General features: G+C 68.1%; 18 protein-coding genes. 3 read left to right on the top strand and 15 right to left on the bottom strand.

Going from position 1 to position 22,443, the window contains the following annotated elements; all coding sequences use genetic code 11:
• Positions 1-25: 25 nt before the first annotated feature.
• The 6 genes from GBZ48_RS31430 to GBZ48_RS31405 all read right to left on the bottom strand — a co-directional run bounded on the left by GBZ48_RS31430 (position 26) and on the right by GBZ48_RS31405 (position 6,264).
• A complete protein-coding gene (locus tag GBZ48_RS31430; protein WP_174474605.1) occupies positions 26-1,048 on the bottom strand; it encodes a GDP-mannose 4,6-dehydratase in 1,023 nt (340 codons plus the stop codon).
• On the bottom strand, positions 1,036-2,004 hold the full coding sequence (locus GBZ48_RS31425; protein WP_174474604.1) for an NAD-dependent epimerase/dehydratase family protein: 969 nt from the start codon (positions 2,002-2,004) through the stop codon (positions 1,036-1,038). Before GBZ48_RS31425 ends, GBZ48_RS31430 begins: the two co-directional genes overlap by 13 nt.
• A gap of 25 nt (positions 2,005-2,029) precedes the next feature.
• Entirely contained in the window at positions 2,030-3,400 is a 1,371-nt protein-coding gene (gene rfbH, locus GBZ48_RS31420) for a lipopolysaccharide biosynthesis protein RfbH (RefSeq protein ID WP_174474603.1), read from the bottom strand.
• A gap of 46 nt (positions 3,401-3,446) precedes the next feature.
• Positions 3,447-4,529: a CDP-glucose 4,6-dehydratase gene (rfbG, locus tag GBZ48_RS31415; protein ID WP_209798317.1), complete on the bottom strand. Its 1,083-nt coding sequence runs from the start codon at positions 4,527-4,529 to the stop codon at positions 3,447-3,449.
• 30 nt (positions 4,530-4,559) lie between these two features.
• Positions 4,560-5,330: a glucose-1-phosphate cytidylyltransferase gene (gene rfbF, locus GBZ48_RS31410; RefSeq protein WP_174474601.1), complete on the bottom strand. Its 771-nt coding sequence runs from the start codon at positions 5,328-5,330 to the stop codon at positions 4,560-4,562.
• Positions 5,331-5,454: 124 nt separating this feature from the next.
• Complete coding sequence (locus GBZ48_RS31405) at positions 5,455-6,264, bottom strand: FkbM family methyltransferase (protein ID WP_174474600.1); 810 nt, start codon at positions 6,262-6,264, stop codon at positions 5,455-5,457.
• 269 nt (positions 6,265-6,533) lie between these two features.
• Between GBZ48_RS31405 and asnB the strand changes: the two genes are divergently transcribed.
• Entirely contained in the window at positions 6,534-8,459 is a 1,926-nt protein-coding gene (gene asnB, locus GBZ48_RS31400) for an asparagine synthase (glutamine-hydrolyzing) (protein ID WP_174474599.1), read from the top strand.
• A 41-nt stretch (positions 8,460-8,500) separates the two neighbouring features.
• Here asnB and GBZ48_RS31395 read toward each other — a convergent pair whose 3' ends face one another.
• Positions 8,501-9,703: an RNA-guided endonuclease InsQ/TnpB family protein gene (locus tag GBZ48_RS31395; protein ID WP_174474598.1), complete on the bottom strand. Its 1,203-nt coding sequence runs from the start codon at positions 9,701-9,703 to the stop codon at positions 8,501-8,503.
• Between the two features lie 3 nt (positions 9,704-9,706).
• On the bottom strand, positions 9,707-10,102 hold the full coding sequence (tnpA, locus tag GBZ48_RS31390; RefSeq protein WP_174474597.1) for an IS200/IS605 family transposase: 396 nt from the start codon (positions 10,100-10,102) through the stop codon (positions 9,707-9,709).
• 170 nt (positions 10,103-10,272) lie between these two features.
• Between tnpA and GBZ48_RS31385 the strand changes: the two genes are divergently transcribed.
• The gene (locus GBZ48_RS31385) at positions 10,273-12,147 is read left to right on the top strand and encodes a hypothetical protein (RefSeq protein ID WP_246307589.1); all 1,875 of its coding nucleotides are present in this window, start codon (positions 10,273-10,275) and stop codon (positions 12,145-12,147) included.
• A gap of 65 nt (positions 12,148-12,212) precedes the next feature.
• Here the strand turns inward: GBZ48_RS31385 and GBZ48_RS31380 are convergent, their stop codons facing one another.
• The 6 genes from GBZ48_RS31380 to GBZ48_RS31355 all read right to left on the bottom strand — a co-directional run bounded on the left by GBZ48_RS31380 (position 12,213) and on the right by GBZ48_RS31355 (position 19,417).
• Entirely contained in the window at positions 12,213-13,235 is a 1,023-nt protein-coding gene (locus GBZ48_RS31380; protein WP_174474595.1) for a glycosyltransferase family 2 protein, read from the bottom strand.
• A 192-nt stretch (positions 13,236-13,427) separates the two neighbouring features.
• On the bottom strand, positions 13,428-14,960 hold the full coding sequence (locus tag GBZ48_RS31375) for a DUF6492 family protein (protein ID WP_174474594.1): 1,533 nt from the start codon (positions 14,958-14,960) through the stop codon (positions 13,428-13,430).
• Positions 14,961-15,237: 277 nt separating this feature from the next.
• On the bottom strand, positions 15,238-16,188 hold the full coding sequence (locus tag GBZ48_RS31370; RefSeq protein WP_174474593.1) for a lysylphosphatidylglycerol synthase transmembrane domain-containing protein: 951 nt from the start codon (positions 16,186-16,188) through the stop codon (positions 15,238-15,240).
• A 138-nt stretch (positions 16,189-16,326) separates the two neighbouring features.
• On the bottom strand, positions 16,327-17,097 hold the full coding sequence (locus GBZ48_RS31365; RefSeq protein ID WP_174474592.1) for a class I SAM-dependent methyltransferase: 771 nt from the start codon (positions 17,095-17,097) through the stop codon (positions 16,327-16,329).
• Positions 17,094-17,978, bottom strand: a complete 885-nt coding sequence (locus tag GBZ48_RS31360; protein ID WP_174474591.1) for a class I SAM-dependent methyltransferase — start codon at positions 17,976-17,978, stop codon at positions 17,094-17,096. The genes GBZ48_RS31365 and GBZ48_RS31360 overlap by 4 nt, the downstream gene beginning before the upstream one ends.
• A gap of 254 nt (positions 17,979-18,232) precedes the next feature.
• Positions 18,233-19,417, bottom strand: coding sequence for a glycosyltransferase family 4 protein (locus GBZ48_RS31355; RefSeq protein ID WP_174474590.1), 1,185 nt, complete (start codon positions 19,415-19,417; stop codon positions 18,233-18,235).
• 226 nt (positions 19,418-19,643) lie between these two features.
• Here GBZ48_RS31355 and GBZ48_RS31350 point away from each other — a divergent pair, with 226 nt between their 5' ends.
• Positions 19,644-21,257 (top strand): tetratricopeptide repeat protein, encoded by a 1,614-nt coding sequence (locus tag GBZ48_RS31350; RefSeq protein WP_174474589.1) that lies wholly within the window; start codon positions 19,644-19,646, stop codon positions 21,255-21,257.
• A gap of 17 nt (positions 21,258-21,274) precedes the next feature.
• Here the strand turns inward: GBZ48_RS31350 and GBZ48_RS31345 are convergent, their stop codons facing one another.
• Entirely contained in the window at positions 21,275-22,093 is an 819-nt protein-coding gene (locus tag GBZ48_RS31345) for an FkbM family methyltransferase (protein ID WP_174474588.1), read from the bottom strand.
• Positions 22,094-22,443 lie beyond the last annotated feature (350 nt).

The following is a 22,443-nucleotide window of genomic DNA, read 5'->3' as shown; positions in this document are numbered from 1 at the left end:
CAGCCTTGCCACCCCCAGCCCCCTATCACCCCTGCCCGGCGATCCAGGCCAGCATGTCGGAAACGCCGCGCCGCGCGCTGACCCTCGGCTCCCAGCCCAGCAGGCGGCGGGCCTTGGCGATGTCGGCGACGAAGATGCGCTGGTCGCTGATGCGCGGCGGCAGCCGCTCGAACCGCATCTCCACCCCGTGCAGTTCCTCCAGCAGACGGAACAGCTCCAGCAGCGACAGGCTGTTGGCCATGCCGCCGCCGATGTTGAACACCTGCCCCGCCACCGCGTCGGCCCGCTCCACCGCGCTGAAATAGAGGGTCTTCATGTCCTCGGCATGCAGCACATCGCGCACCTGCTTGCCGGTGCCGCTGATGGTGAAGGGGGCCTTCAGCCGGCCGAGCCCGGCCTGGACCGCCAGACCGCAGAACCAGCCGACCCAGCCCTGGTCGGCGGTGGCGAACTGCCGGCCGCCATACATGGAGGAATGGCGGAACACCACGGTGCGCAGCCCGAACACCCGGTGGTGGTCCAGCATCATCTGGTCGGCCGAGCCCTTCGAGGTGCCGTAGGGCGAATGGAAGTCGAGCGGGGCGGTCTCGTCAAAGCCGTTGGGGAAGGCCGGGGCGACGTAGCGGGTCTCCGTCTCCTCGTAAGGCGTCCATTCCAGGTCGCCGTAGACCTTGTTGGTGGAGCTGTAGAGCACGAGCGCGTCCGGCGCCGAGCGCCGCACCGCGTCCAGCAGGTTGAAGCTGCCCAGCGCGTTGACCTCGAAATCCAGCCGCGGGTCGGCCAGCGAGGTGGTCATCGCCACCTGTCCCGCCAGATGGAAGACCACGTCGGGACGCAGCTCCGCCACCGCGCGCTGCACGTCGTTGGGATTGCGGATGTCGCCGTGGCGGAACTCGAACCCGCCCTGGCCGCGCAGCCAGTCGAGGTTCAGCGTGCTGCCCCGGCGGGACAGATTGTCGAAGACGCAGAGATCCTCGCCACGCTCCAGAACGGCGGCGGCGAGGTTGCTGCCCAGGAAGCCGCAGCCTCCGGTGATCAGGTAGCGCACGGGAGAACTCCGAAATTTTCAGGCAGAGTTTCGGGCGGATCGAGAAAGGCCAGAACCCGCCGCATCCCCTCGTCCAGCGGGGTCGAGGCCCGCCAGCCGAGCCTTGCGGCGGCTTTCGCGGCATCGGCAACGATGCTCATCGCCTCGTCCGGGCGGTAGGGCAAGGCGCCCCAGACCAGGGCATCGCCGCCATGGCCGACGGCCGCCGCCGCGGCCTCGCCCAGGGCACGGATGGTGATCGGCGCGCCGGAGCCGAGATTGACGATCTCGCCGGCCGGGAAGTCCGCCATCTCAGCCAGACGCAGGCAGGCCTCGGCCACGTCGCCGACATAAACGTAGTCGCGCAGCTGGCCGCCAGCGGTCAGTTCGGTCCGCCGGCCGTCGCGGCAGGCGCGCAGGATCATCGGCACGAACTTCGTGTCGTTCTCCAGCGGACCGTACATGCCGAAGGGCCGGACGACGGCGAGCGCCAGCCCGCGCGACGCGGCGGTGCCGAGCGCCGCCAGGGTCGCCGCCGCCTTGGTGATGCCGTAGAGGCTGCGCGGGGCCGGCAGCGCGTCCTCGCCGATCGGACGGTCGGAGGGGCCGTATTCGTAGCAGGTGCCGACATGGATGACGCGGCCGGCTTTCGCCTGGGCCGCCGCGCGCACCAGATGCAGCGTGCCTTCCAGATTGGTGCGGGCCGACGCCGCCACGTCCTGGAACCGGTAATCGACACCGTAGGCGGCGCAATGGACGATCAGGTCGGGACGCGCGCCGGCCACCGCCGCCGCGATCTCCTCCCCCGGCGCCGTCAGGTCGAGCCGGACCGGCTCCGCCGCCACGCCGAGACGGGCGAGGCGCCAGTCGCCGCCGCCCTTCCGGCCGGCGGCCAGCACCGTCCAGCCGGCGCGGGCGAAACGGTCGGCGACATGCGCGCCGAGGAAGCCGCCGGAGCCGGTGACGAGAACACGCATTGGGACGCGCATCGCCCGGCGGTCCTCAGCCGGCCGTCCGCGCCCGGACGAAGCCGCGGATGACCTCCAGCATATAGTCGATGTGGGCGGCGGTCAGGCCGGGATAGACGCCGATCCACAGGGTGCGGGCGGTGACGACGTCGCTGTTCGTCAGCTCGCCGACGACGCGGTACGGGCGGCCCTTCATGTAGGGCTGGCGCAGCAGGTTGCCGCCGAACAGCTGGCGCGTGCCGATGCGGGCGCGGGTCAGCTCGCGGGTCAGTTCGTCGCGGCTGAAGGGGGCTCCGGCCGCCACCGTGATGGGGAAGCCGAACCAGGACGGGTCGCTGTTCGGCGTCGCCTCCGGCAGGATCAGCATGTCGGCCAGCTCGGCCATCCCGGCCTTCAGGCGGGCGAAGTTCGCCTTGCGCGCCTCGATGAAGCCCTCCAGCCGGTCCATCTGGCCCAGCCCGACGGCTGCCTGCATGTCGGTGATCTTCAGGTTGTAGCCGAGATGGGAGTAAATGTACTTGTGATCGTAGCCGTGCGGCAGGTCGCCGAGCTGCCAGTTGAAGCGCTGCTTGCAGGTGTTGTCCTGGCCCGGCTGGCACCAGCAGTCGCGGCCCCAGTCGCGGAAGGATTCCAGCGAGCGCTTCAGCTTGGCGTTGCCGGTGAAGACCGCCCCGCCCTCGCCCATCGTGATGTGATGGGCCGGGTAGAAGCTGAGGGTGCCGACATCGCCGAAGCTGCCGACCAGCTTGCCGTCATAGCGCGCGCCCAGCGCGTCGCAGCAATCCTCCACCACCCACAGCCCGTGTTTTTCGGCGACGCGGGTGACGGCGGCGAGGTCGAAGGGGTTGCCCAGCGTGTGGGCCAGCATGATGCCGCGGGTGCGCGGCCCCACCGCGTCCTCCAGCAGCCGCATGTCCATGTTGTAGGTCGGGATGTCGACGTCGAGGAAGACCGGGACCATCCCATTCTGCAGGATCGGGTTCACCGTGGTCGGGAAGCCGGTGGCGCAGGTGATGATCTCGTCGCCAGGATTCAGCGCGCGGTCGCCCAGCAGCGGCGAGGTCAGCGCGGTCAGCGCCAGCAGGTTGGCGGACGAGCCGGAATTGACCGTCAGGACGTTGCGGGCTCCGAGGAACTCGCCCAGCCGCTTTTCGAAGGCGTCGTTGAAACGGCCGGTGGTCAGCCAGAAATCGAGGGCGGAGTCCACCAGCAGAGCCATCTCCTCGCCGCCATAGACCTTGCCGCTGACGGGGACCGGCGAGCGCTCGGCGTCGAAGGGCCGGTCGGCATGGGCGACCTCCGCATATTCGGCCACCAGATCGAGGATCCGGCGGCGCAGGTCTTCCCGGCGATCCGCGGAGCCGGCCGCAGAGGAGACGGCCGGCGAGGAGGAAGAGGAGGTCATGACGGTCTCACGGAAGGAACGGTGATGCGGAAGGACGCCGGCTGCCTCAGGCGACCGGACGGGCCTCGTTATACGCAAGAAGCTGGGCCGACATAAGGGCGGGGATGTCCCCGCCGCGGCCATAGGCGCGATACCACTCGACGGTGCGGGCCAGCGTCTCCGCCAGATCCCAGCGCGGCGCCCAGCCCAGCCGCTGCCGCGCCTTGGCGCAGTCGAGCGCCAGGAAGCGGTTCTCGTGCGGGCCGGCGGGACCGCTGTTGTCGATCCAGGCGGCGCCGTCGCCCCACAGCGCGGCCAGCCGGTCGGCCACCCAGTGGACCGGGCGGGCACTGCCCTCGGCCGGACCGAAGTTCCAGCCCTCGGCATGGGTCGCCGGCTCGGCCCAGGCGGCTTCGGCCAGCATCAGATAGCCGTGCAGCGGGTCCAGCACATGCTGCCAGGGCCGGGTTGAATGACGGTTGCGCACCACCGCCGGACGGCCGTCCAGGAAGGCGCGGATCAGGTCGGGAACCAGCCGGTCCTCCGCCCAGTCGCCGCCGCCCACCACGTTGCCGGCGCGGCCCGACACCAGGGCGACCGGGCTTTCCCCCGGCGGGAAGAAGGACTGGCGGAAGGCGGCGGTCACCAGCTCCGCACAGCCCTTGCTGTTGCTGTAAGGGTCGCGGCCGCCCATCGGTTCGGTCTCGCGGTAGCCCCAGACCCACTCGCGGTTCTCGTAGCATTTGTCGCTGGTGACGTTGACCACCACGCGCACGCTGTCGACCCGGCGCACCGCGTCGAGCAGATGCACCGTGCCCATGACGTTGGTGGCGTAGGTCTCCACCGGGTCGCGGTAGGAGCGCAGCACCAGCGGCTGGGCCGCCATGTGGATGAGGATGTCGGGGCGGGCGGCGGACAGCGCCGCCTCCAGCCGCCCGCGGTCGCGGATGTCGGCGATCTCGCTGCGGTGCAGGCGCTCGCCCAGGCCCGACGCCTCGAACAGGCTGGGGCTGGTCGGCGGCTCCAGCGCATAGCCGGTGACGCGGGCTCCCATGGCGGAAAGCCAGAAGCCGAGCCAGCTTCCCTTGAAGCCGGTGTGGCCGGTCAGGAAAACCGACTTGCCGGACCAGAAGGACGCATTCACAGACATGTTCGCGCTCATCGGGACGGTCACCAGCTCTTACCAGCTCTTCCAGGGCGGGTTGCCGGCGATCCACAGATCCTCCAGCAGGCGTTTGTCGCGGATGGTGTCCATGCACTGCCAGAAGCCGTCATGCTTCCAGGCATGCAGCTGGCCGTCCTCGACCAGGCCGCGCAGCGGTTCCTGCTCCCACATGGTGTCGTCGCCGTCGATGTAGCGGCCGACCGTCGGCGACAGCACGAAGAAGCCGCCGTTGATGCGGGCGCCGTCGCCCGGCAGCTTTTCCTGGAAGGCGGAGATGCGGTCGCCCTCCAGCTCCACCACGCCGTAGCGGCCGGGCGGATGCACCACGGTCATGGTGGCAGCGCGGCCATGCGCCTTGTGGAAGGCGACCGAGGCGGAAATGTCCACGTTGCCGACGCCGTCGCCGTAGGTGAGGCAGAAGGCCTCCTCCCCCTCCAGATAGGGCAGCACCCGCTTGATGCGGCCCCCGGTCAGGGTGGATTCGCCGGTCTCGACCAGGGTGATGCGCCAGGGTTCGGCAAGACGCCGGTGAACCTCGACCGTGTTGGTCCGCAAGTCGATGGTCACGTCCGAATTGTGAAGAGAATAGCTGGAGAAATATTCCTTGATGGCATAGCCCTTGTAACCCAGGCAAATGACGAAGTCATTGATGCCGTGAGAGGAATAAATCTTCATGATGTGCCAGAGGATCGGCTTGCCCCCGATCTCCACCATCGGCTTCGGCCGCAGGTCCGTTTCCTCGGAAAGCCGCGTTCCAAGACCGCCGGCAAGTATTACAGCTTTCATTTCCCGCAGCTCTTCCAATTCAGGAGTGGACCATGGCAGATTATTAATCAACCCATGAAAAAACGGTCAAGCACCGACGCTCAGGCGCGTCAATGGACTCCAAAGGTCACGGCGGAGAGTTGCCTCACAGCCACCAGTCATGCTCGTCGGTGATCTCGGGATCGGGGATGTGGATGTCGCTGCCCGGCGGCAGGGCGACAAGGTTGACGGCGCCCACCCCATCGAAGACGTCCACGGGGTTCCCGGCAAAATTGCCGGGGTGGAACAGGCGCGCCGTGTGCCACCAGACCCGGTAGCCCATCGACCGGATCAGCCCGATCGGGGCGGGCGAGCGGTCGCGCCGGTCGTTCTCCACATACAGCACCGGCCGGTGGCGCGCGATCAGCCCGGACGCACCGCGCAGCACCGCCTCCTCCATGCCCTCCACGTCGGCCTTCAGCAGGCGGCAGGACGGCAGGGCGAAGCTGTCCAGCGTCACCACCGGAACCGGCTCGCCATACTCCCAGCCGCCCAGACCGAGGGCGCCGAAATTGTTGGAGCAGGTCGGGTCGAGAGTCGGCACCCGGACGGTGCCGGCCTCGCTCCCCACCGCCAGGCGCCGGGCCCGCACATTGGTGACGCCGTTCAGGGCCAGATTGGCCGAGAGCATGTTGAACAGCATCTCCTGCGGCTCGAACGCGAAGACGGAGCCGGACGGCCCGACCATGCGGGCCAGCGGCAGGGTCTGGGCGCCGATGTTGGACCCGACTTCGACCGCCACGTCGCCGGGACGCAGGACCGAGCGGAACAGGGCCACCTCATATTCGGCATATTCGCCGTAGAGGTCGAGCGAACGGCCGACATAGCGGTCGTTGCGGTTGTAGACCATCAGCCCGTGCCGGCACGGGCTGATGCGGTTGAAGCCACCTTCCAAATCCACAGGTCCGCCGATCATCCGCGTCTTTCCCCGTCAAGCCCGATGTGAGCCGCGCCTCCCATGGCGGCGGTCCGTGGCACCTGCTGTAATCCAAAGCCGAAACCGGAAGCCACGACTTTCCGTACCATCTCCCGCCACGCCCCATCGCCGCCTTTCCCGGACATCGCCCATCGGCACCCCGGCATCGGCATCCCGGGTCCGGCATTTCGCCATGGCACAGGGGCGGGCGAGGCGCTACACCTAGCCTTCGTCGCCACCTTCGGCAGTCCCTTCGGGAGAGCAGCCCCATGTGCGGTTTCGCCGGCTTCGCCGGACCCGGCGGCGAGCGCGACCTCGCCGTCATGACCAGCATCATCCGTCACCGCGGCCCCGACGACGACGGCGTCTATGCCGACAAGGCCGGGGTCGACCGCAGCGGCGCCTTGGCCGTTCATCTGGGATTCCGCCGTCTCGCCATCATCGACATCGAGGGCGGCCACCAGCCGATGGCGACGGCGGAGGGCGATCTGGTCATCGTCTACAACGGCGAAATCTACAACGCGCCGGAGCTGCGCCGCGCGCTCGAGCAGGCCGGCCACCGCTTCGTCACCGACCATTCCGACACCGAGGTGCTGCTGCACGGCTACCGGGAATGGGGCCTGGACATGCTGGAGCGGCTGAACGGCATGTTCGCCTTCTGCCTGCACGACCGCCGCCGGGGCCGGCTGGTGATGGGCCGCGACCGCTTCGGCAAGAAGCCGCTGTTCTATGCCGAGACGGCGGACGGGCTGGTCTTCGCGTCGGAGGCCACCGCGGTGCTGTCGCACCCGTCGGTGCCGGACACGCTCGACCGCACCGCACTGGTCAAATATTTCGCCTACGGCTTCATCCCGGCGCCGCTGACCGCCCATGCCGCGGTGCGCAAGCTGCCGGGCGGCTGCAGCATGGTCTACGACCTGGCCAGCCGCCGGCTGTCGGTCAGCCGTTACTGGGAATACCGGATGGTGGTGGACGACCAGCCGCCGGGCGGTCCCGACCAGTGGGCCGAGGAGCTGCGCGAGCTGCTGGACCGTGCGGTGGAACGCCGCATGCTGAGCGACGTGCCGGTCGGCTTCTTCCTGTCCGGCGGCATCGACAGCGCCGCCATCGTGGCACTCGCCGCCCGCCACCGCGATCCAGCCTCGATGAAGACCTTCACCATCGGCTTCGACGAACCGAGCTTCGACGAGAGCGGCTATGCCGCCGACGCCGCGCGCCATTACGGCACCGACCATGCCTGCCGCACGCTGAACCTCGACACCGCGGCGGGAATGCTGCCGGAACTGCTGGGCCGGTTGGACGATCCGATCGCCGATCCCTCCATCCTGCCGACGCACCTGCTGTCGCGCTTCGCCCGTGAACGGGTGACGGTGGCGCTGACCGGCGACGGCGGCGACGAGCTGTTCGCGGGATACGACACCTTCGACGCGCTGCGCACGGCGCGGCTCTATCACCATGCCGTCCCCCGCCCGCTGCACCGCCTGGCCGAGGCGGTGGCCCACCGGCTGCCGCGGTCGGACCGCAACATGAGCTTCGACTTCAAGCTGCGCCGGGCGCTGCGCGGGCTGGGCCACCGGCCGGCGCACTGGATGCCGGCCTGGCTGGGTCCGGCGTCGGTGGAGGAGGTCTCGCGGCTGTTCGGCGTCGAGCTGACCGCCGACGAGCTGTATGACGAGGCCGACGCCCTGTGGCGCTCGGGCGCCAGCCGGCACGACGTCGATCGCTCCATCGAGTTCTACGGCCGCTTCTATCTGGGCGAGAACCTGCTGATCAAGGCCGACCGCGCCAGCATGTTCTGCTCGCTGGAAACCCGCTCGCCCTTCCTCGACCGTGACCTCGTCGCCTTCGTCAGCCGCCTGCCGGCGGGCGTGAAGCTGCAGCCGAACGGCATCCGGGGCGGCACCCGCAAATGGATCCTGAAGAAGGCGATGGCCCCGCTGCTGCCGCCGGCGATCCTGTCGCGGCCCAAGAAGGGCTTCGGCATCCCCTTGAGCCGCTGGCTGCGCCACCTTCCCCAGCCGCCGCTGGAAACAGCCGCGCGCATCGGGGTGGACGGCAAGTGGCTGGCGGCGCGCTGGGACGAGCACCGCAGCGGACAGGCCGACCACCGCGGCCTGCTGTGGGCCTGGACCGCGCTCGCCACCGCGCTGGACCGCCCGGCCCAGAACCCGGCACCGATGGAAAACGCCGCTTAACATCTTCCCCACGTCTGAAGCCGAGGATTTCCAAGAGCAGCCTATGCCGCTCTCTTCAGTTCGCGCCTCAACGGTTTCCTAACGGAAGACCTCAGCGCGGGCTGTGTTCCAGCCCTTAGGATGTTGCGGGCGGCGTTGGTATCGGCGTGTGCCGTATGCCCGCAATGTCCACATCGAAAAGTCGCTTGGTTCTCGCGACTTACTTTATCAATTGTCCCGCATTCGGCGCAGCACTGCGACGTGTATGCCGGATTGACTTTACGCAACTCACCGCCACGTTCGGCGATCTTATAGGAAAGGAGGGTCTCGAATTGATGCCAAGCGTTGTTCAGGATGGCGCGGTTCAGCCCCGCCTTTTGCCGCACCTTCCTCCCCGGCTCATCGACCGTTCCGGCCGCGCTCGCCGTCATGCTCTTGGTCTTCAGCGCCTCCAGCACGACAACGCTGTGCATCGCGGCAATCTCCGTGGTGCGCTCGTGGTTCCAGTGCAAGCGGATGCGGGCGATTTTCGCTTTGGTGCGTGCCAGGATCTTGCGCGCAGCGTGACGACGGTTCGATCCGCGCTTGCACCGCGCCAGCTTGCGAGCCTGTTTGCGCGCCCGGCGGTCCAAAAGGTTCAGCTGCTCCTTCGGCATGTTGCGGAATGTGCCGTCCGACAGAGCGATGGTGTGGACCACGCCACGGTCGATGCCGATAGCCGGGCCAAAGTTCGGAGGCGCGGTGTGTTCGACCTCGGTCGAGAACACGACGTGCCAGCCCAATGCATCGCTGGTCACGGTGACGTTCTTGACCGTGCCGGGAATGTCGCGGGTCAGCCGGAACTTCACCTCGCCGATCTTGGGCAGTTTCACCACCGCCCATTTGGCATTCAGCTTGCGCCACTGGCAATCGCGCCCGCTGAACCGGAAAGCATCGTTCATGCCCCGCTTGCGTGGTGTCGGGTAATCGGCCCTGCCAGCGAAGAAGTTGCCGAACGCCTTGTCGAGATCGCGGAGCGCCTGTTGCTGGCAGATGATCGACACGGCGGCGATCCAGTCGAACTCGGCGCGAAGCGCGGTCAACTCGCGAGCCTGCGACGGATAGCTGATCGCAATTCCGGTGTTGGCCTTGAACTGGCGCCACCAATCGCGGCGTTGCTCCAGGCCGAGATTGTAAACGAGGCGGCAAACGCCAGCGTACTGACCGAACATGGTTTCCTGTTCAGCGGTCGCATACAGCCGGAATTTGTAGCCTCGGTTCTGCATGGGTCAGACGCTCTTTTGGTTTTGGATGTACCGCTTGATTACGTCGAGCGGAGCGCCACCGACCGTGCAGACGAAATAGCTGTTGGTCCACAAGCTCGGAAGCCGCGACTTGAGTTGGGGGAACTCGTCCCGCAGCAAGCGGGACGACCGGCCCTTGATCGCTTTCACCAGCCGATGAATGCCGAATTGTGGGTCGCAGCCGACAAGCAGATGCACGTGGTCTGGCATCACTTCCATTTCGACCAACTCGGCGCCCGTCTCTTTGCACACGCCAGCGACGATCTCCTTCAGCCGCCCGCCTATCGGATCGACCAACACCGGGCGACGGTACTTTGGGCACCAGATTGCATGGTACTTGCACGAATAGACGACGTTGTTGTTCGACCGATAATCAACCATGTGGAATTAGATAGCATGGACCTGTCTAACGTCCAAAACCATTCCGCCTGTGGCGATGGCTCGGCTGTCCCCATGCCTAAAGGCAGGGGTTTCCGCCACTCCGGGAGCGCGTCTCGATGAGCTTAGACAGTCTGGACCGTCCGCTTTCCCGAACGCGCGGGGGAGCGGACATGCACGATGCTGCCCGCTCCGACGCTCCCGCCAGCCGCGGTTCGTCGTTCGCCCGCATCCTGGTCGGGCTGCTGCTGGGGCTGGGGGCGCTGATCGTCGCCTATCAGTTCGGCATGAACATGCATGCCAGCACCGGGCTGCCTTATTGGGACGACTGGGGCTATTTCTTCGGCACCGCCCAGGGCGTGCAGCAGCCGCTGACCTTCCACTCGATCTTCGCCAAGGACAGCGACCATGTCGCGCCCTTCTTCAAGCTGCTGACCCACGGGCTGTGGCAGGCCGTCGGCGTCGATTTCCTCGCCTTCCGGCTGGTCGGCTGGCTGGCCTTCGCCGCCATGCTGGCCGCTTACGCCCTGGTGCTGCTGCGGGACTGCGTGCGCTCGGCCTGGGATGGGGTGCCGGTGGCGGCGGCAGGGCTGTTCCTGACCGGCACGCTGAACAACGAGTATTTCTATTACCAGCACATGGGGCTGGCCCAGCCGATCTTCTTCACCTGCCTGTTCCTGTTCCTCCACACGCTGGCCCGCGGGCGGCTGGTGCTGGCGACGCTGTTCCTGCTGGCCTTCGGTTCGACCGGGGTGTTCGGCGCCAGCTATGCCCTGGGGGCGGCGGGAGCCGGGGCGGTGCTGGCCCTGCGCCGGGACGGGGAGCGGGATGGCCGGACGCTGGTGGCGGTCGGCGGCGGGCTGCTGCTGACCGCGGCGATGCTGTGGATGACCTTCCACGGCTCCTACGCCAACCACACCGGCCAGCCGCTGGTGCTGCCCTGGCACAGCGGCTTCTGGGCCTTCCAGCTGGGCGCCTTCGCCACCGCCGCCGGCCTGCCGGTGGAGGCGGTGGGGGCACCGCTGTCGCTGGCGGCGGGAGCGGCGGCCCTGGCGCTCTGCCTCATCCCGGCGGCGGGCCTGCTGCTGGGCCGCGCCGGGCGGGAGAACCGCAACGCCGCCCTGGCCATCGCCGGGCTGATCGCCGGGGCGGTGATCGTCACCATGACCACGGCGCTGGGCCGGGCCGGGCTGTGCGGCGAGGGCATCGCCAACGCCATGCGCTGCGGCACCATCCCGCGCTACGCCTATCCGGTGCTGCTGGCCTTCCCCGCCGCGGTCGCCGGCTGGACTCTGCTGTCCGGCCGCCGGACGGGGGCTGCCGCCGGTGTGGTGCTGACGGCGGCGCTCGCCGTCGGCCATGGTGCCGGGACCGACGCCTTCTGGCGGCACTGGAGCGTCGCCGGCCTCAACCGCATGGTGGCGGAGCGTGACGCGGCGGCGGAGCGCTGCGTCGCCACCTATCTGCAAGCCATCCGCACACCTGTTGGAATGGACTGGAGCCAGCCGCTGGTCTGCCCCTCCGCCTCGCCGCGCGACATCGCGCCCTTCCTCCACGCCGCCTACGATCTGAAGGCCGACTTCGTGCAGACGACCCTGGCCGACGCCGCGAGCCGGCCGGAGCGGGGAACGCTGGCCACCCTGCTGCAAGCGGGCAAGCTGGAGAACGGTACGCTGGATGAGACGTCGGCCCGGCTGCTGCTGGAAGCGACGCCGCGCGACGGCGGGCTGCTCGGCTCGCTCGACCGCTTCACGCAGCTTCCCTCCGGCTCGCTGGCGGCACTCGGCTGGGCGGTCGATGCGGCGGTGCCGGCGCCTGCCGCCTTCGTCCTGCTGGGGGTGGGCGACCGCATCGTCGCGACCGCCCCGACCGGCGGTGCGCGGCCCGACGTCGCGGCGGTCCTCAAGGACGGGCGGATGACCGACAGCGGCTTCGCCCTGCCCATTCCGCCCGAGCTGGCCGGCCAGCGGGTGCGGCTGTTCGTGCTGGGCCATGACGGCGGGCTGAAGGAACTGACGCCGCCCGGCGGAATGGCGGCGACGCCCTGACGATGCCCTGATGCGAAAAGGCCCCGCACCGGGAACGGTACGGGGCCTTTTTTTATCGGGGCCGATCAGTCGCGGAGGCTGCGGTCCGGCGGGGGCGGCTCGTCGAAGTTCAGCATGGTCTTGATCGAATAGTGGCTCTTGCCCTGGCTCTCGAAATAGATGCGGACCAGCAGTTCGGCCAGCAGCCCCATCAGGATGCACATCACGCCGGTGACCAGCCCCATCGTCACCAGGAGCGGCAGCGGCGTCAGGATGAAGGAGATGCCGTCGACCAGCTTCAGGTAGATGGCATAGATGCCGGCCAGCACCGACAACCCCATGAACATCAGGCCGGCGAAGCCGAAGATGTAGATCGGCTTGGTCTCGTACTGGGTCAGGAACTTCACGACGACGAGGTCGAGCACGACCTTCAGAACCCGCTCCAGCCCGTATTTCGACTGGCCGTGGCGGCGCGGATGGTGGCGCACCGGCATCTCGGTCAGCCTGGCACCCTGCCAGCGGGCGTAGATCGGCACGAAGCGGTGCATCTCGCCATAGAGCCGGTAACCCTGGAGCATCTGGCGCCGGTAGGCCTTCAGCGTGCAGCCATAGTCGTTCAGCTTCACGCCGGAGATGGTGGAGATCAGCTTGTTGGCCATCCGGCTCGGCAGCGTGCGCAGCAGGAAGCCGTCCTGCCGGTCGGCGCGCCAGCCCGATACCACGTCGTATCCCTCGTCCAGCTTGGCCAGCAGGCCGGCGATGTCCTGCGGATCGTTCTGGAGGTCGCCGTCCATCGGGACGATGACGTCGCCGCGGGCATGGTCGATGCCGGCCATCATCGCCGCGGTCTGGCCGACGTTGCGGCGGAAGTTGATGACGCGGATGCGCCGGTCGGACGCCACCCGCTGCAACTCCGCCTCCGTCCCGTCGGTGGAGCCGTCATTGACGAAGATGACCTCGAAGCTGCGCCCCAGCCCGTCGAGCGCCGGGATCAGCCGGCCGCACAGAGGGGCGATGTTGTCCTCCTCGTTATAGACCGGGATCAGGACCGAGACGGAAACCGTGCCGGTGTCCGTGGCGGCGGATCCAGGGGCAAGCAGGAGGGTCATCGAACGGGTCCGGAGGCTGCTGGTCATCTGTGGGGGCGATGCCGGGCCATGGTATGGCCGCTGGGTCCGGCAAGCGCAACGGCTAATTGGGCGCAGGAACGGGGATGGCCGCTCGATCGGACGCGATGCCGTGCGGCGATCCCACGCCCGCCGCCGGGAGGAGTGGGATGCCCGCCCGATGGGCTTTCCGTCTCACCCCACGAACTCGACCGGCGCGTCCGCCAGCCCCCAGACAGGGTTTTTGGTGCCGCAGATGTGGACGTAGCCAAGAGCGGTGAGGAGTTCCTCGATCAACCAGCCCACTGCGATATCCTGTTCGAAGATCAGCCAGTTCGGACGCTTGCGCCAATCCACGCCCAGGAGGACGCTGAGTTCCGCCCCCTGCATGTCGATGACGAGCAGCAGATTGTCGATCCCGCCCAACGCAAGGGACCGCAGCGGCATGACATTGACGACGGTTTCGTGGATGGCGGCAAGATAACGGCCGATGTTCGACCGATAGGCCTCGCTTTGGGATTGGTTCTCCCGGATCCGGAGTTCGATGCTTTCGCGGAGGAAGCTGCCCTGTCCGTGCGCCCGATTGGTCGGCGGCCCGTCGCCATTCATCTCATCAACGATGTCCGGGAGGATGTGATAGAATTTCCGCCTCCCCTCGTTCGTGCCCGCCGCTATCCTCACCATCAGCGTGTTCGGCCGGACGGCATGAAGCCTGGACAGAGTCTCGAAACGATAGTCCCGCGGCTCGATCAGCAGGGCGGAAACGGCGTTGTGCCGTTCGTCGGACAGATGGCGGTGAAGCGGGCCATCCATCATGCCGCCGGTGCCGATCTGGACCACGCCGCGGGAGCCGGTCATCCTGTCGAAGAAGAGGTCGAGGAAACCCTGCTCGTCCCTCGGCATCGGCATCGGCATCGGCAATTGCCGCCTGTCCGCAGGGCGCCGGCCAGTCGCCCCGGATTCATAGGACACGAAGGCGTATCCCTTTCCCTGGGCATCCGTATGCACCTGCCCGATCGGGCAGATCCGGCTGCCGAAGCGCTCCCAAGCCGTATGGTTGACATACAGGCGGTCGGACCGGGTGTTGGCGAGGAAGGTCCCCAACGTTTCGTATTCGCTGAAGCCGGAAACTTCGGACAGGTCGGTCGCGGACAGAATGGCGTCGTACCAGCGCTTCCCGTGCCTGTTCTCGATGAACGCGACGAACTCGTCGAGCCACTCCCGGAAGATGGGAAAGCACTGGGCGATGAAGCTGAAACCCACGCGCTTTTCCTGCCCGGTCAGAGCCCGGATGGTCTGGAAATAGGGGAGGTGATTTTCGTTCCCCTTGAAATAGACGAGATTGCCGTCCTGGATGAAGTTCAGATCGACCAACGGGATCGTGTCGGCGTCCCAAATAAGCAGCACGTCGTCCGGAGCGGAGGGCAGGTGCAGGAGGCTGCTGATTTTCAGGATTTGCTGATAATACCAGCCGGCCCGGGACCGGCATCCCTCCGGCATCCGCCTGGCGACATAGTCCAGATCGATGTCGGGAGCCGCGGCAGCCTCGGAAATCACTTCGAAACGGGGGTTGCTCACCGCCTTGAAGATCGGAACATAGTTTTCAGGGGTGACGACAATGTAGCGTTCGGCCTTGATGCGCCGGGGAACGGCATACGATGCGTGAATCCAGGCCTGGATGTCCTTGAGCGTCACAACGCAAACGACGTTCTTTACGATCTTCGCCATTTCCCCAGCCGCATGAGAAGTTTTGCGGAATATTTTATCCGCTGGTCACTGAAATTTATGAAGAACTATACAGAATACATCGAACGTATCGCAAATCCTTCGGGCGGGAGAGAGGTGACGTTTGACTATTCTGCAAAAGCAGTAGCGCAAGGCCTTTGAAAAAACCATCGCGCAAAGCCTGCGCTTAAAAATCCCTTTCTCCTGCAATGCCCGGCAGCATCGGTCAGGCGGTTCGATCGGAAGTCCGAAACACCAGGGGAAAGCGGAGGCGTTCGGGTCAGGACGATGCCCGCTGCTCGCGCAGGACGGTCAGGTCGATGACGGCGCCCAGCATCGCCACCATCACCTGGAAGGCGAGGATGCCGAAGCCCAGCGCCAGCGACTGGGCATGCGGGACGCCGACCAGATCGAGCAGGCCGACCAGCGACGCCTCGCGCAGGCCGATGCCGGCGACGGTGACCGGCATCAGCACGATCACCGACATCAGCCCGATCACCGCGCTCCACACCGAAAAGGGCTGGTCGATGCCGACCGCCAGACCGAGGGCCTGGCTGCCGGCGACCGCCGCCAGCTGCACCGCGATGCCGCCGGCGACCGACAGCAGGGCCCGCCCCGGCCGGCGCGTCTGGCCGCGCCATGCCTCCAGGAAGCTGCGCAGCGGCCCGAGCAGCCAAGCCTCGCGCTTCGGCCCGGCCCGCCAGCCGAGCAGAGCCAGCAGCAGGGCGCGGGCCGGCGCCCAGGCCAGCAGCACCGTCGCCGCAACCAGCCCGGCGAACACCAGCCCGACCGCCGCCAGCAGCCCATCGCCGAAGCGCGCCGACTGCATCGCCAGACCGCCGCCGGTCAGCAGCAGCAGCCCGGCGATCCCCGTCACCTTGTCGAAGGCGACCGCCGAGACGATGTGGCCGCCGCCCGCTTCCCCTCGATTTTCGTCGCGGCTGAGCCGGTAGGCCTTCACCGCCTCCCCTGCCAGTTGGCCCGGCAGGACCAGCGCATAGAGCTGCGCCACCAGCGTGTAGGCGAGCAGCCGCCCCGCCCGCAGCTCCGGCAGCAACACCCGCAGCTTCAGCGCATTCAACACATGCATCAGGAAGAACAGCAGGCCCGCCAGCCCCATCAGCCCCGGCGAGGCCAGTGCCAGCACCCGCCCGACCTCGGCCACGTCGACCCGCCACAGCAGCAGGGCGACCAGCAGCGCGCTGACCAGGGCTTTCAGGCGGGGACGCATTTAAGAATGCCTTTTCATGAAGTCATGAAGTGACGTGAGGAAATTATGCCCTCTCCCGGGGTTCTCGGCGGATCTCCGATCCACCTGACGCCCTCAGCATAGACGAAGTCTGTGCGAGAGGCGGGAGAGGGCGGCCGCTCACGATCCCGGCCGGCGGGCCAGCACGTAGATGTAGTCGCCGTGCGACCAGGAGTTCAGGCGGAAGATGTGGTACAGCGCCTCGGCCAGAAACCGGCGGCCGGGGCCGTAATCGCCTTCCGTGCCCTGGCCGCTGGCGGCGCCCAGGACGTTGCGGTAGAGCGGCGAGAAGAAGGGGAAGCCCCACTCCACCACCCGCTCGACCTCCAGCCCGACCGACTTGATCTTGGCCTGCAGCTCGCCGCGGGCATAGTTGCGGTGATGGCCGACCGTGCGTTCGAAGTCGCGCATCCGCCCTTGCAGGGTGGAGACCAGCAGGTAGCGGCCGGTCATGGCGGCGAGGTTGCGGAGTGCCGCTACATCGTCCTCGATATGCTCGACCACGTCGGTGCAGACCACCAGGTCGAAGCGGCGGTCGAGATGGCCGGCAGCGACGTCGAGCAGCCCGAACTCGGCATTGGGCGCCCGGCGGCGGGCGACGTCGATGGCCTTGGCGGCGAAGTCGAGGCCGGTGTAGCTGGCCTGCGGCTTCAGCGGCATCAGCGTGGCGAGCAGCGAGCCCTGGCCGCAGCCGACGTCAGCCAAGCTGTCGTAGTTCAGCGGGCGCACCATCTCGGTGACGATGCGGCGCAGATGCCGGCCGGTCGGGCCGTATTTGCGCATGTCGTTCCAGCGGCGCTCCCAGCTGTCGTCGTAATCGACGCCCCCCGGGTGATCGGCCGCGGCGGCAGCGAGAGGAGAAGTGGCGGACTTGAATGCGTCGTCGCTCATGCGGGCCTCCGGCGCAGGATGAATTCGTTGCAGCCCGTCGGCACGCGCGGCGGACGGACCTCCAGCATGTCGAAGCCGAGCGCGTCCATCCGCGTCCGCACCTCGTCGGCACTGGCATATTCATAGGGGTAGCCACCGAGCCAGTCGGTCACGTCCACCCAGAACTCCATGCCGCGCTCCTTGCGCAGCGGGTTGGCCCCGGTGATCGCCCAGGTCGCCAGGAACATCAGCGAGCCGAGCGTCCAGTCCCAGACTTTCCGCAGGAAGCCCGGCGACAGATTGTAGACGATCTTGATCAGGGTCCAGATCGGCGAGGTCCAGTGGCGGTTGTAGAGCGCCAGCACGAAGGTGCCGCCCGGCGCCACCAGCGGCGCCACCGTCTCGATCGCCGGCCACATGGAGCCGGTGTGGTGCAGCGAGCCCCAGGCATAGACCACGTCGAAGCGGCCGAGCGAGCCGGCGAAGCCGCTGTCCAGCGCCGAGCCGCGGCGGAACTCGATGCGGTCGGCCAGATCCGGCGCGAAGCGGCCCAGGTTGCGGCGGGCGACCTCGACCCCGGTGGGGTTGACGTCGAAGCCCAACGCACGGGAAACGCCCAGCTTGCCGGCGGCGATGGTGAACAGGCCGGAGCCGGAGCCGACGTCGCAGAAGCTGGCGTCCTTCAGCCGGTCGGTCCCGACCAGCCCCTTCAGGCTGTCGATGGCCGCCACCAGCCGCGGCTCGTCCAGCACGGTGCGCGAGTAATGGTCCCAGTTCTCGCCGAAATCGAAGGCCAGGGCGGATGTCCCGGCCGGGGTGCCGCCCCCGCCCTCCGCCGTCTTCACCGGTTCCGCCACGCTGTCCGATCCCCTGCTGTCCGATCCGCTCTGCCGCGCCGCCATACGCTCCCGAAAGCCGCCGGATGTCAACAGCACGTCAAGCGGGGGGCGTGGCGGCACGTATCCTTGGAGGGGCGGAGAGCGGCAGGCAAGATCTCCACGGATTTCACGGATGTGGCGTTGCAAGGCGGCGGCTTCGTCAAGGAGCGGAGGCGTCGCCAAGATCAAAAAAAATCCGTGAAATCCGTGTTTTCATCCGTGAAATCCGTGGAGATCTTGTCAGACACCCCCGCACGGCGCACAGAAGCCTGAAAGCCTCACTCCGCCTGCGCCGACCGGCCCCGCTCCGCCGCTTTGCTCCCGGCGAGCGCCAGGTCGCGGTAGGCGGCGGCGACGGCGCGCCAGGAGAAATGATCGACCACCCGGCGGCGTCCGCCCTCGCCCAGCCGGCGGCGCAAGGCCGGGTCTTCGGCCAGACGGGCGAGTGCGGCGGCGAGCGCCGGGGTGTCGTCGGCATCCAGCATCAGGCCGGTCTCCTCCTCCACCACCAGATCGCGGTTGCCGGCGATGCGGGTCGCCACCACGGGCAGGCCGGCGGCCATCGCCTCCAGGACCACGTTGGGCATGCCCTCGTCGCGCGAGGGGAAGACGAAGGCGTCGGCGGCGCGGTAGGCGGCGGGCAGTTCGTCGCGGCCGAGCCAGCCGCGGAACGCGATGCGCTCCGACAGTCCGAGCCGGGCGGCCTGCGCCTCCAGCTCCGGCCGGGCGGGGCCGTCGCCGACGACGGTCAGGGCGACGCGGTTGCGCGTTTCAGGGGGAAGGCCGGCGAGCGCATCGAACAGCACGTCCAGCCCCTTCTGCCGCACCACGCGGCCGACGAACAGCAGCGACAGGCGGTCGTCGTCGCCCTGCGCGCCGGTGGGCGAAAAGCGGACGGTATCGACGCCGTTGGGGATGATGACGACGGGCTGGTCCGGAGCGAAGCGGCGGGCGAGGTCGGCCAGCCCCTCGCTGTTGGCGACGACGGCGGAGGAGCGGCGCCACAGCCAGCCGATCACCGGGCCGGCCAGCCGGTGGTAGAGCGAGATGCCGTCATACTGGAAGCCCGGCACGTCGCCGCCGCGCAGGCTGACCACATAGGGCACGCCCGACAGCGCCTTGACCATCCAGGCCGCAGGACCGCAGGGCAGGCCGAAATAGGCGATGGTGGCATCCGGGCGCCAGCGGGCGGCGATCCAGGGCGCCATCACCAGGGAACTGGCGAGGAAGGCCAGCATCTCCACCACCGAACTGCGGTCGCGGCGGCGGCGAAGGGTGGGAATGCGGCGGATCTCGACACCGTCGGCCCGGCGTTCCACCCGCGGCAGATCGCCGAAGGCGGAAGTCAGCACCAGCACCTCCTCGCCCAATGCCGCCAGTTCGCGCGCGGTGTTGTCGGTGGCATTCGCCGCCCCGCCGCCCAGCGGCGGAAATTCGTAATTGATCAGCAGAAGCCGCGCCATGCCGCCCGCCACACTCCCCGTTCGACGAGCGCCATTGATGGGCGGGGACGGGCGGCGATGCAAGCGGCCAACCGCTCCGCCATCTCCCCGGCCATCCCCCGGCTCTGTCTTGGCCGTCTTCCGGCAGGCTGCCGTCCTTTGCAGCACAGGCCATCTCTGCTACTGATCCGGCCGGTTCCCGATGCTCTCCGGAACCGGTTCCTCAACCGGGGCGATGCGGTCCTTCATGAACATCCAGCAAGCCTTCACCACGGCGCTCGGGTTCCAGCAGAACGGCCGGGCCGAAGAGGCCGCCCGGCTGTATGGCGAGATCGTTGCCGCCGATCCCCAGTTCGCCCCGGCCGTCAACAATCTGGGGCTGCTGCATGCCGACGCCGGCCGCGATGGCGAAGCGGCGGCGCTGTTCCGCCGCGCCCTGAGCCTGACGCCGAACTCGTTGAACGGCTGGACCAACCTGGGAGCGCTGATGGTCCGGCTCGGCCGGCCGGAGGAGGGGGTGAGGGCCTATCGTGCCGCACTCCGGCTGAAACCCGACCAGCCCGCCCTCCTCAACGAGCTGGGCATCCAGCTGGAGCGGTTGAAGCGGGCGGACGAGGCCCGCGACGTTTTCGCCTGCGCGGCGGCCCTGGCGCCCGGCGATGCGGAGATCGCCAACAACCATGGCGCCTTGCTGCGCATGGACAACCAGCTGGAGGCGGCGGCGGCACGCTTCCGCCGCGCCATCGTGCTGAACCCACAGCATACCGGGGCCTACAGCAATCTGGGATCGACGGTGAAGGACAGGGGGCGGTTCTGGGAGGCGCTGCCGGCCTTCCGGCGTGCGACCCGGCTGGACCCGAATTTTGCCGGCGCCCATTGGAACGAGTCCCTGGTCAGGCTGCTGCTGGGCGACTTCGCCCGGGGCTGGCGGGGATATGAATGGCGCTGGAAGCACGGCCGCCTGCCCTCGCCGCAGCGCAGCTTTATCCAGCCGCGCTGGGACGGCTCGCCGCTGCGCGGACGGCGGCTGCTGGTCTATTGGGAGCAGGGGTTCGGCGACGTGCTGCAGTTCGTCCGCTATCTGCCGCTGCTGGCCCAGTCAATCAAGGGGACAAGCAAGGGGGCAACCGGGGGGGTGGCCGGCGGCGATGGACAGCCGATCTATCTTGAATGCCAGGGGGCGCTGTTACCGGTGCTGCGCGGCCTGCCCGGCACCATTGCCGTGGAGACCGGCAAGCCGCTGCCCGACTTCGACGTTCAGATCCCGGTGCTGAGCCTGCCGGCGCTGTTCGGCACCCGGCTGGAAAGCGTGCCGTCCCGCGTTCCCTACCTGTCGGCGGAACCCGACTTGGTGGCGCACTGGGGCGGGCGGTTGAAGGAAGCGGCAAAGGACGGGGGCGGCCTGAAGGTCGGCATCGTCTGGGCCGGATCGCCCACCCACGGCAACGACCGCAACCGATCCGTCGGCCTCGCCCCCTTCGCCCGGCTGGCCTCCATCCCCGGCGTCAGCCTCGTCTCCATCCAGAAGGGATCGACCGAGGGGCAGGCCGCAAACCCGCCCGGCGGCTTCCCGCTGCTCAACCTCTCGCCCGACATCAGGGACTTCGCCGACACCGCCGCCATCATGGCCGGTCTCGACCTCGTCGTCTGCGTCGATACCTCCGTCGCCCATCTCGCCGGTGCCCTCGGCGTCCCCGTCTGGGTCCTCGTCCCCTTCGCCCCGGACTGGAGATGGATGCTCGACCGCGAGGACAGCCCCTGGTATCCGACCATGCGGCTCTTCCGGCAGGACCGCCCGGGCTCGTGGGACGACGCACTCAACCGGCTCGAACGCGCCCTGCGCGAGCGGGCATCGGCATAAGGAAGGCCGCATAAGGATCAAAGGGCGGCGTAGGGCCCGTCGCGGTGGACCATCACCAGATCGACCTGCCACATCCGCTCGTCGCCGGACCGGTAGAGCGGATCGACGATGTCCCAGACCTGGAACCCGCTGGCCGCCATGGCGTCGACGATGGGAAGCAGGCGGGCATCGCCACCGGCCACCGTCGCCTCGATCGCGAAGACGGCATCCGGCCGCATCAGGGTGGCGGCGCCGGCCAGCACCTCCAGCTCGAGCCCGTCGACGTCGATCTTCACCAGCATCGGCCCGGCATGGCCGCGGCTGGCGCACAGGCAGTCGAGCGAGACGGCGGGCACCGTGCGCCGGTCGGGCAGGCTGCTCGGCGACGCCCCAGCGACGGCCTTTGCCACGGCCTCCGCCACGATGGAGGAATAGAGCCGGTCCTCGGACACGGCCAGCGACACCGTGCCGTCCCGGCGGGCGACGGCAGCGATGTGGTACTCGGCACTGCGCAGCTGTCCGCACAGAGCCTGCAGCGCCGGTTCGTTCTCCGCCACCGGTTCGATCAGCACATGATGGGCGTCGGGAAAGACCTCGTAGAGCGGCGGAGTCCCGGTCTGGGCGCCGACATCGATCACGGTGGCGGGCTGGAAGCCGCGGCTGCGCAGAAGCGACAGCGCCTTGTGCTTGCTTTGGCGGACCATCGTCCGCTGGGAACGGATCAGCCCCAGCAGCGTCGCCGCCATCGGGTTACCCGGGCTGGCGCGCAGGATGGCGCGGTAGAACTCCTCCGCCCGCTCCAGGTCGCCGGAGAGATGAACGTCGAAAGCGATCTTCAGGCCGTCGGCGATGCTCACGGCGACTTCGGCTCCCCTGCCGGCAACCGCGGGCGATCCGTTTTCCGCGACCGTGACGGAAGGATTCGCGCGGGACGGCGCATGGATGGCTGATTATAAAAGTGCCGCGCCAGACGGGCTGGCGCGGCACAGTTTTGGCTGGAACCCTTTCCCGGGTCCATAGCAACAGTTGATGATATCTACCCATTAGTTCAAGCGCGTTCTTGCGAAAGGGGCAGGTTTCCGCTTCGCCGCCCCTGTATTTCCTGCAAGGTGGGGGTCATGCGGTTTTTACGGGGACCGCCCCCGCCCGAAAGCCGCGATCCGCGGAACCGCCGGGCGCGACTCGGAACAACGGGGGGTGGGTGGCG

Source organism: Azospirillum melinis, assembly GCF_013340935.1.
GTDB classification, from domain to species: Bacteria; Pseudomonadota; Alphaproteobacteria; order Azospirillales; family Azospirillaceae; genus Azospirillum; species Azospirillum melinis.
The sequence above is the reverse complement of the archived record's forward strand: the minus strand, read 5'-3'. Positions and strand labels throughout refer to the sequence as shown.

Excerpts from the sequence above, each read along its gene's own strand:
- GBZ48_RS31425 (WP_174474604.1), bottom strand. The coding sequence starts at position 2,004 with ATGCGTGTTCTCGTCACCGGCTCCGGCGGCTTCCTCGGCGCGCATGTC.
- rfbH (WP_174474603.1), bottom strand. The coding sequence starts at position 3,400 with ATGACCTCCTCTTCCTCCTCGCCGGCCGTCTCCTCTGCGGCCGGCTCC.
- rfbG (WP_209798317.1), bottom strand. The coding sequence starts at position 4,529 with ATGTCTGTGAATGCGTCCTTCTGGTCCGGCAAGTCGGTTTTCCTGACC.
- rfbF (WP_174474601.1), bottom strand. The coding sequence starts at position 5,330 with ATGAAAGCTGTAATACTTGCCGGCGGTCTTGGAACGCGGCTTTCCGAG.
- GBZ48_RS31405 (WP_174474600.1), bottom strand. The coding sequence starts at position 6,264 with ATGATCGGCGGACCTGTGGATTTGGAAGGTGGCTTCAACCGCATCAGC.
- asnB (WP_174474599.1), top strand. The coding sequence starts at position 6,534 with ATGTGCGGTTTCGCCGGCTTCGCCGGACCCGGCGGCGAGCGCGACCTC.
- GBZ48_RS31395 (WP_174474598.1), bottom strand. The coding sequence starts at position 9,703 with ATGCAGAACCGAGGCTACAAATTCCGGCTGTATGCGACCGCTGAACAG.
- tnpA (WP_174474597.1), bottom strand. The coding sequence starts at position 10,102 with ATGGTTGATTATCGGTCGAACAACAACGTCGTCTATTCGTGCAAGTAC.
- GBZ48_RS31385 (WP_246307589.1), top strand. The coding sequence starts at position 10,273 with ATGCACGATGCTGCCCGCTCCGACGCTCCCGCCAGCCGCGGTTCGTCG.
- GBZ48_RS31380 (WP_174474595.1), bottom strand. The coding sequence starts at position 13,235 with ATGACCCTCCTGCTTGCCCCTGGATCCGCCGCCACGGACACCGGCACG.
- GBZ48_RS31375 (WP_174474594.1), bottom strand. The coding sequence starts at position 14,960 with ATGGCGAAGATCGTAAAGAACGTCGTTTGCGTTGTGACGCTCAAGGAC.
- GBZ48_RS31370 (WP_174474593.1), bottom strand. The coding sequence starts at position 16,188 with ATGCGTCCCCGCCTGAAAGCCCTGGTCAGCGCGCTGCTGGTCGCCCTG.
- GBZ48_RS31365 (WP_174474592.1), bottom strand. The coding sequence starts at position 17,097 with ATGAGCGACGACGCATTCAAGTCCGCCACTTCTCCTCTCGCTGCCGCC.
- GBZ48_RS31360 (WP_174474591.1), bottom strand. The coding sequence starts at position 17,978 with ATGGCGGCGCGGCAGAGCGGATCGGACAGCAGGGGATCGGACAGCGTG.
- GBZ48_RS31355 (WP_174474590.1), bottom strand. The coding sequence starts at position 19,417 with ATGGCGCGGCTTCTGCTGATCAATTACGAATTTCCGCCGCTGGGCGGC.
- GBZ48_RS31350 (WP_174474589.1), top strand. The coding sequence starts at position 19,644 with ATGAACATCCAGCAAGCCTTCACCACGGCGCTCGGGTTCCAGCAGAAC.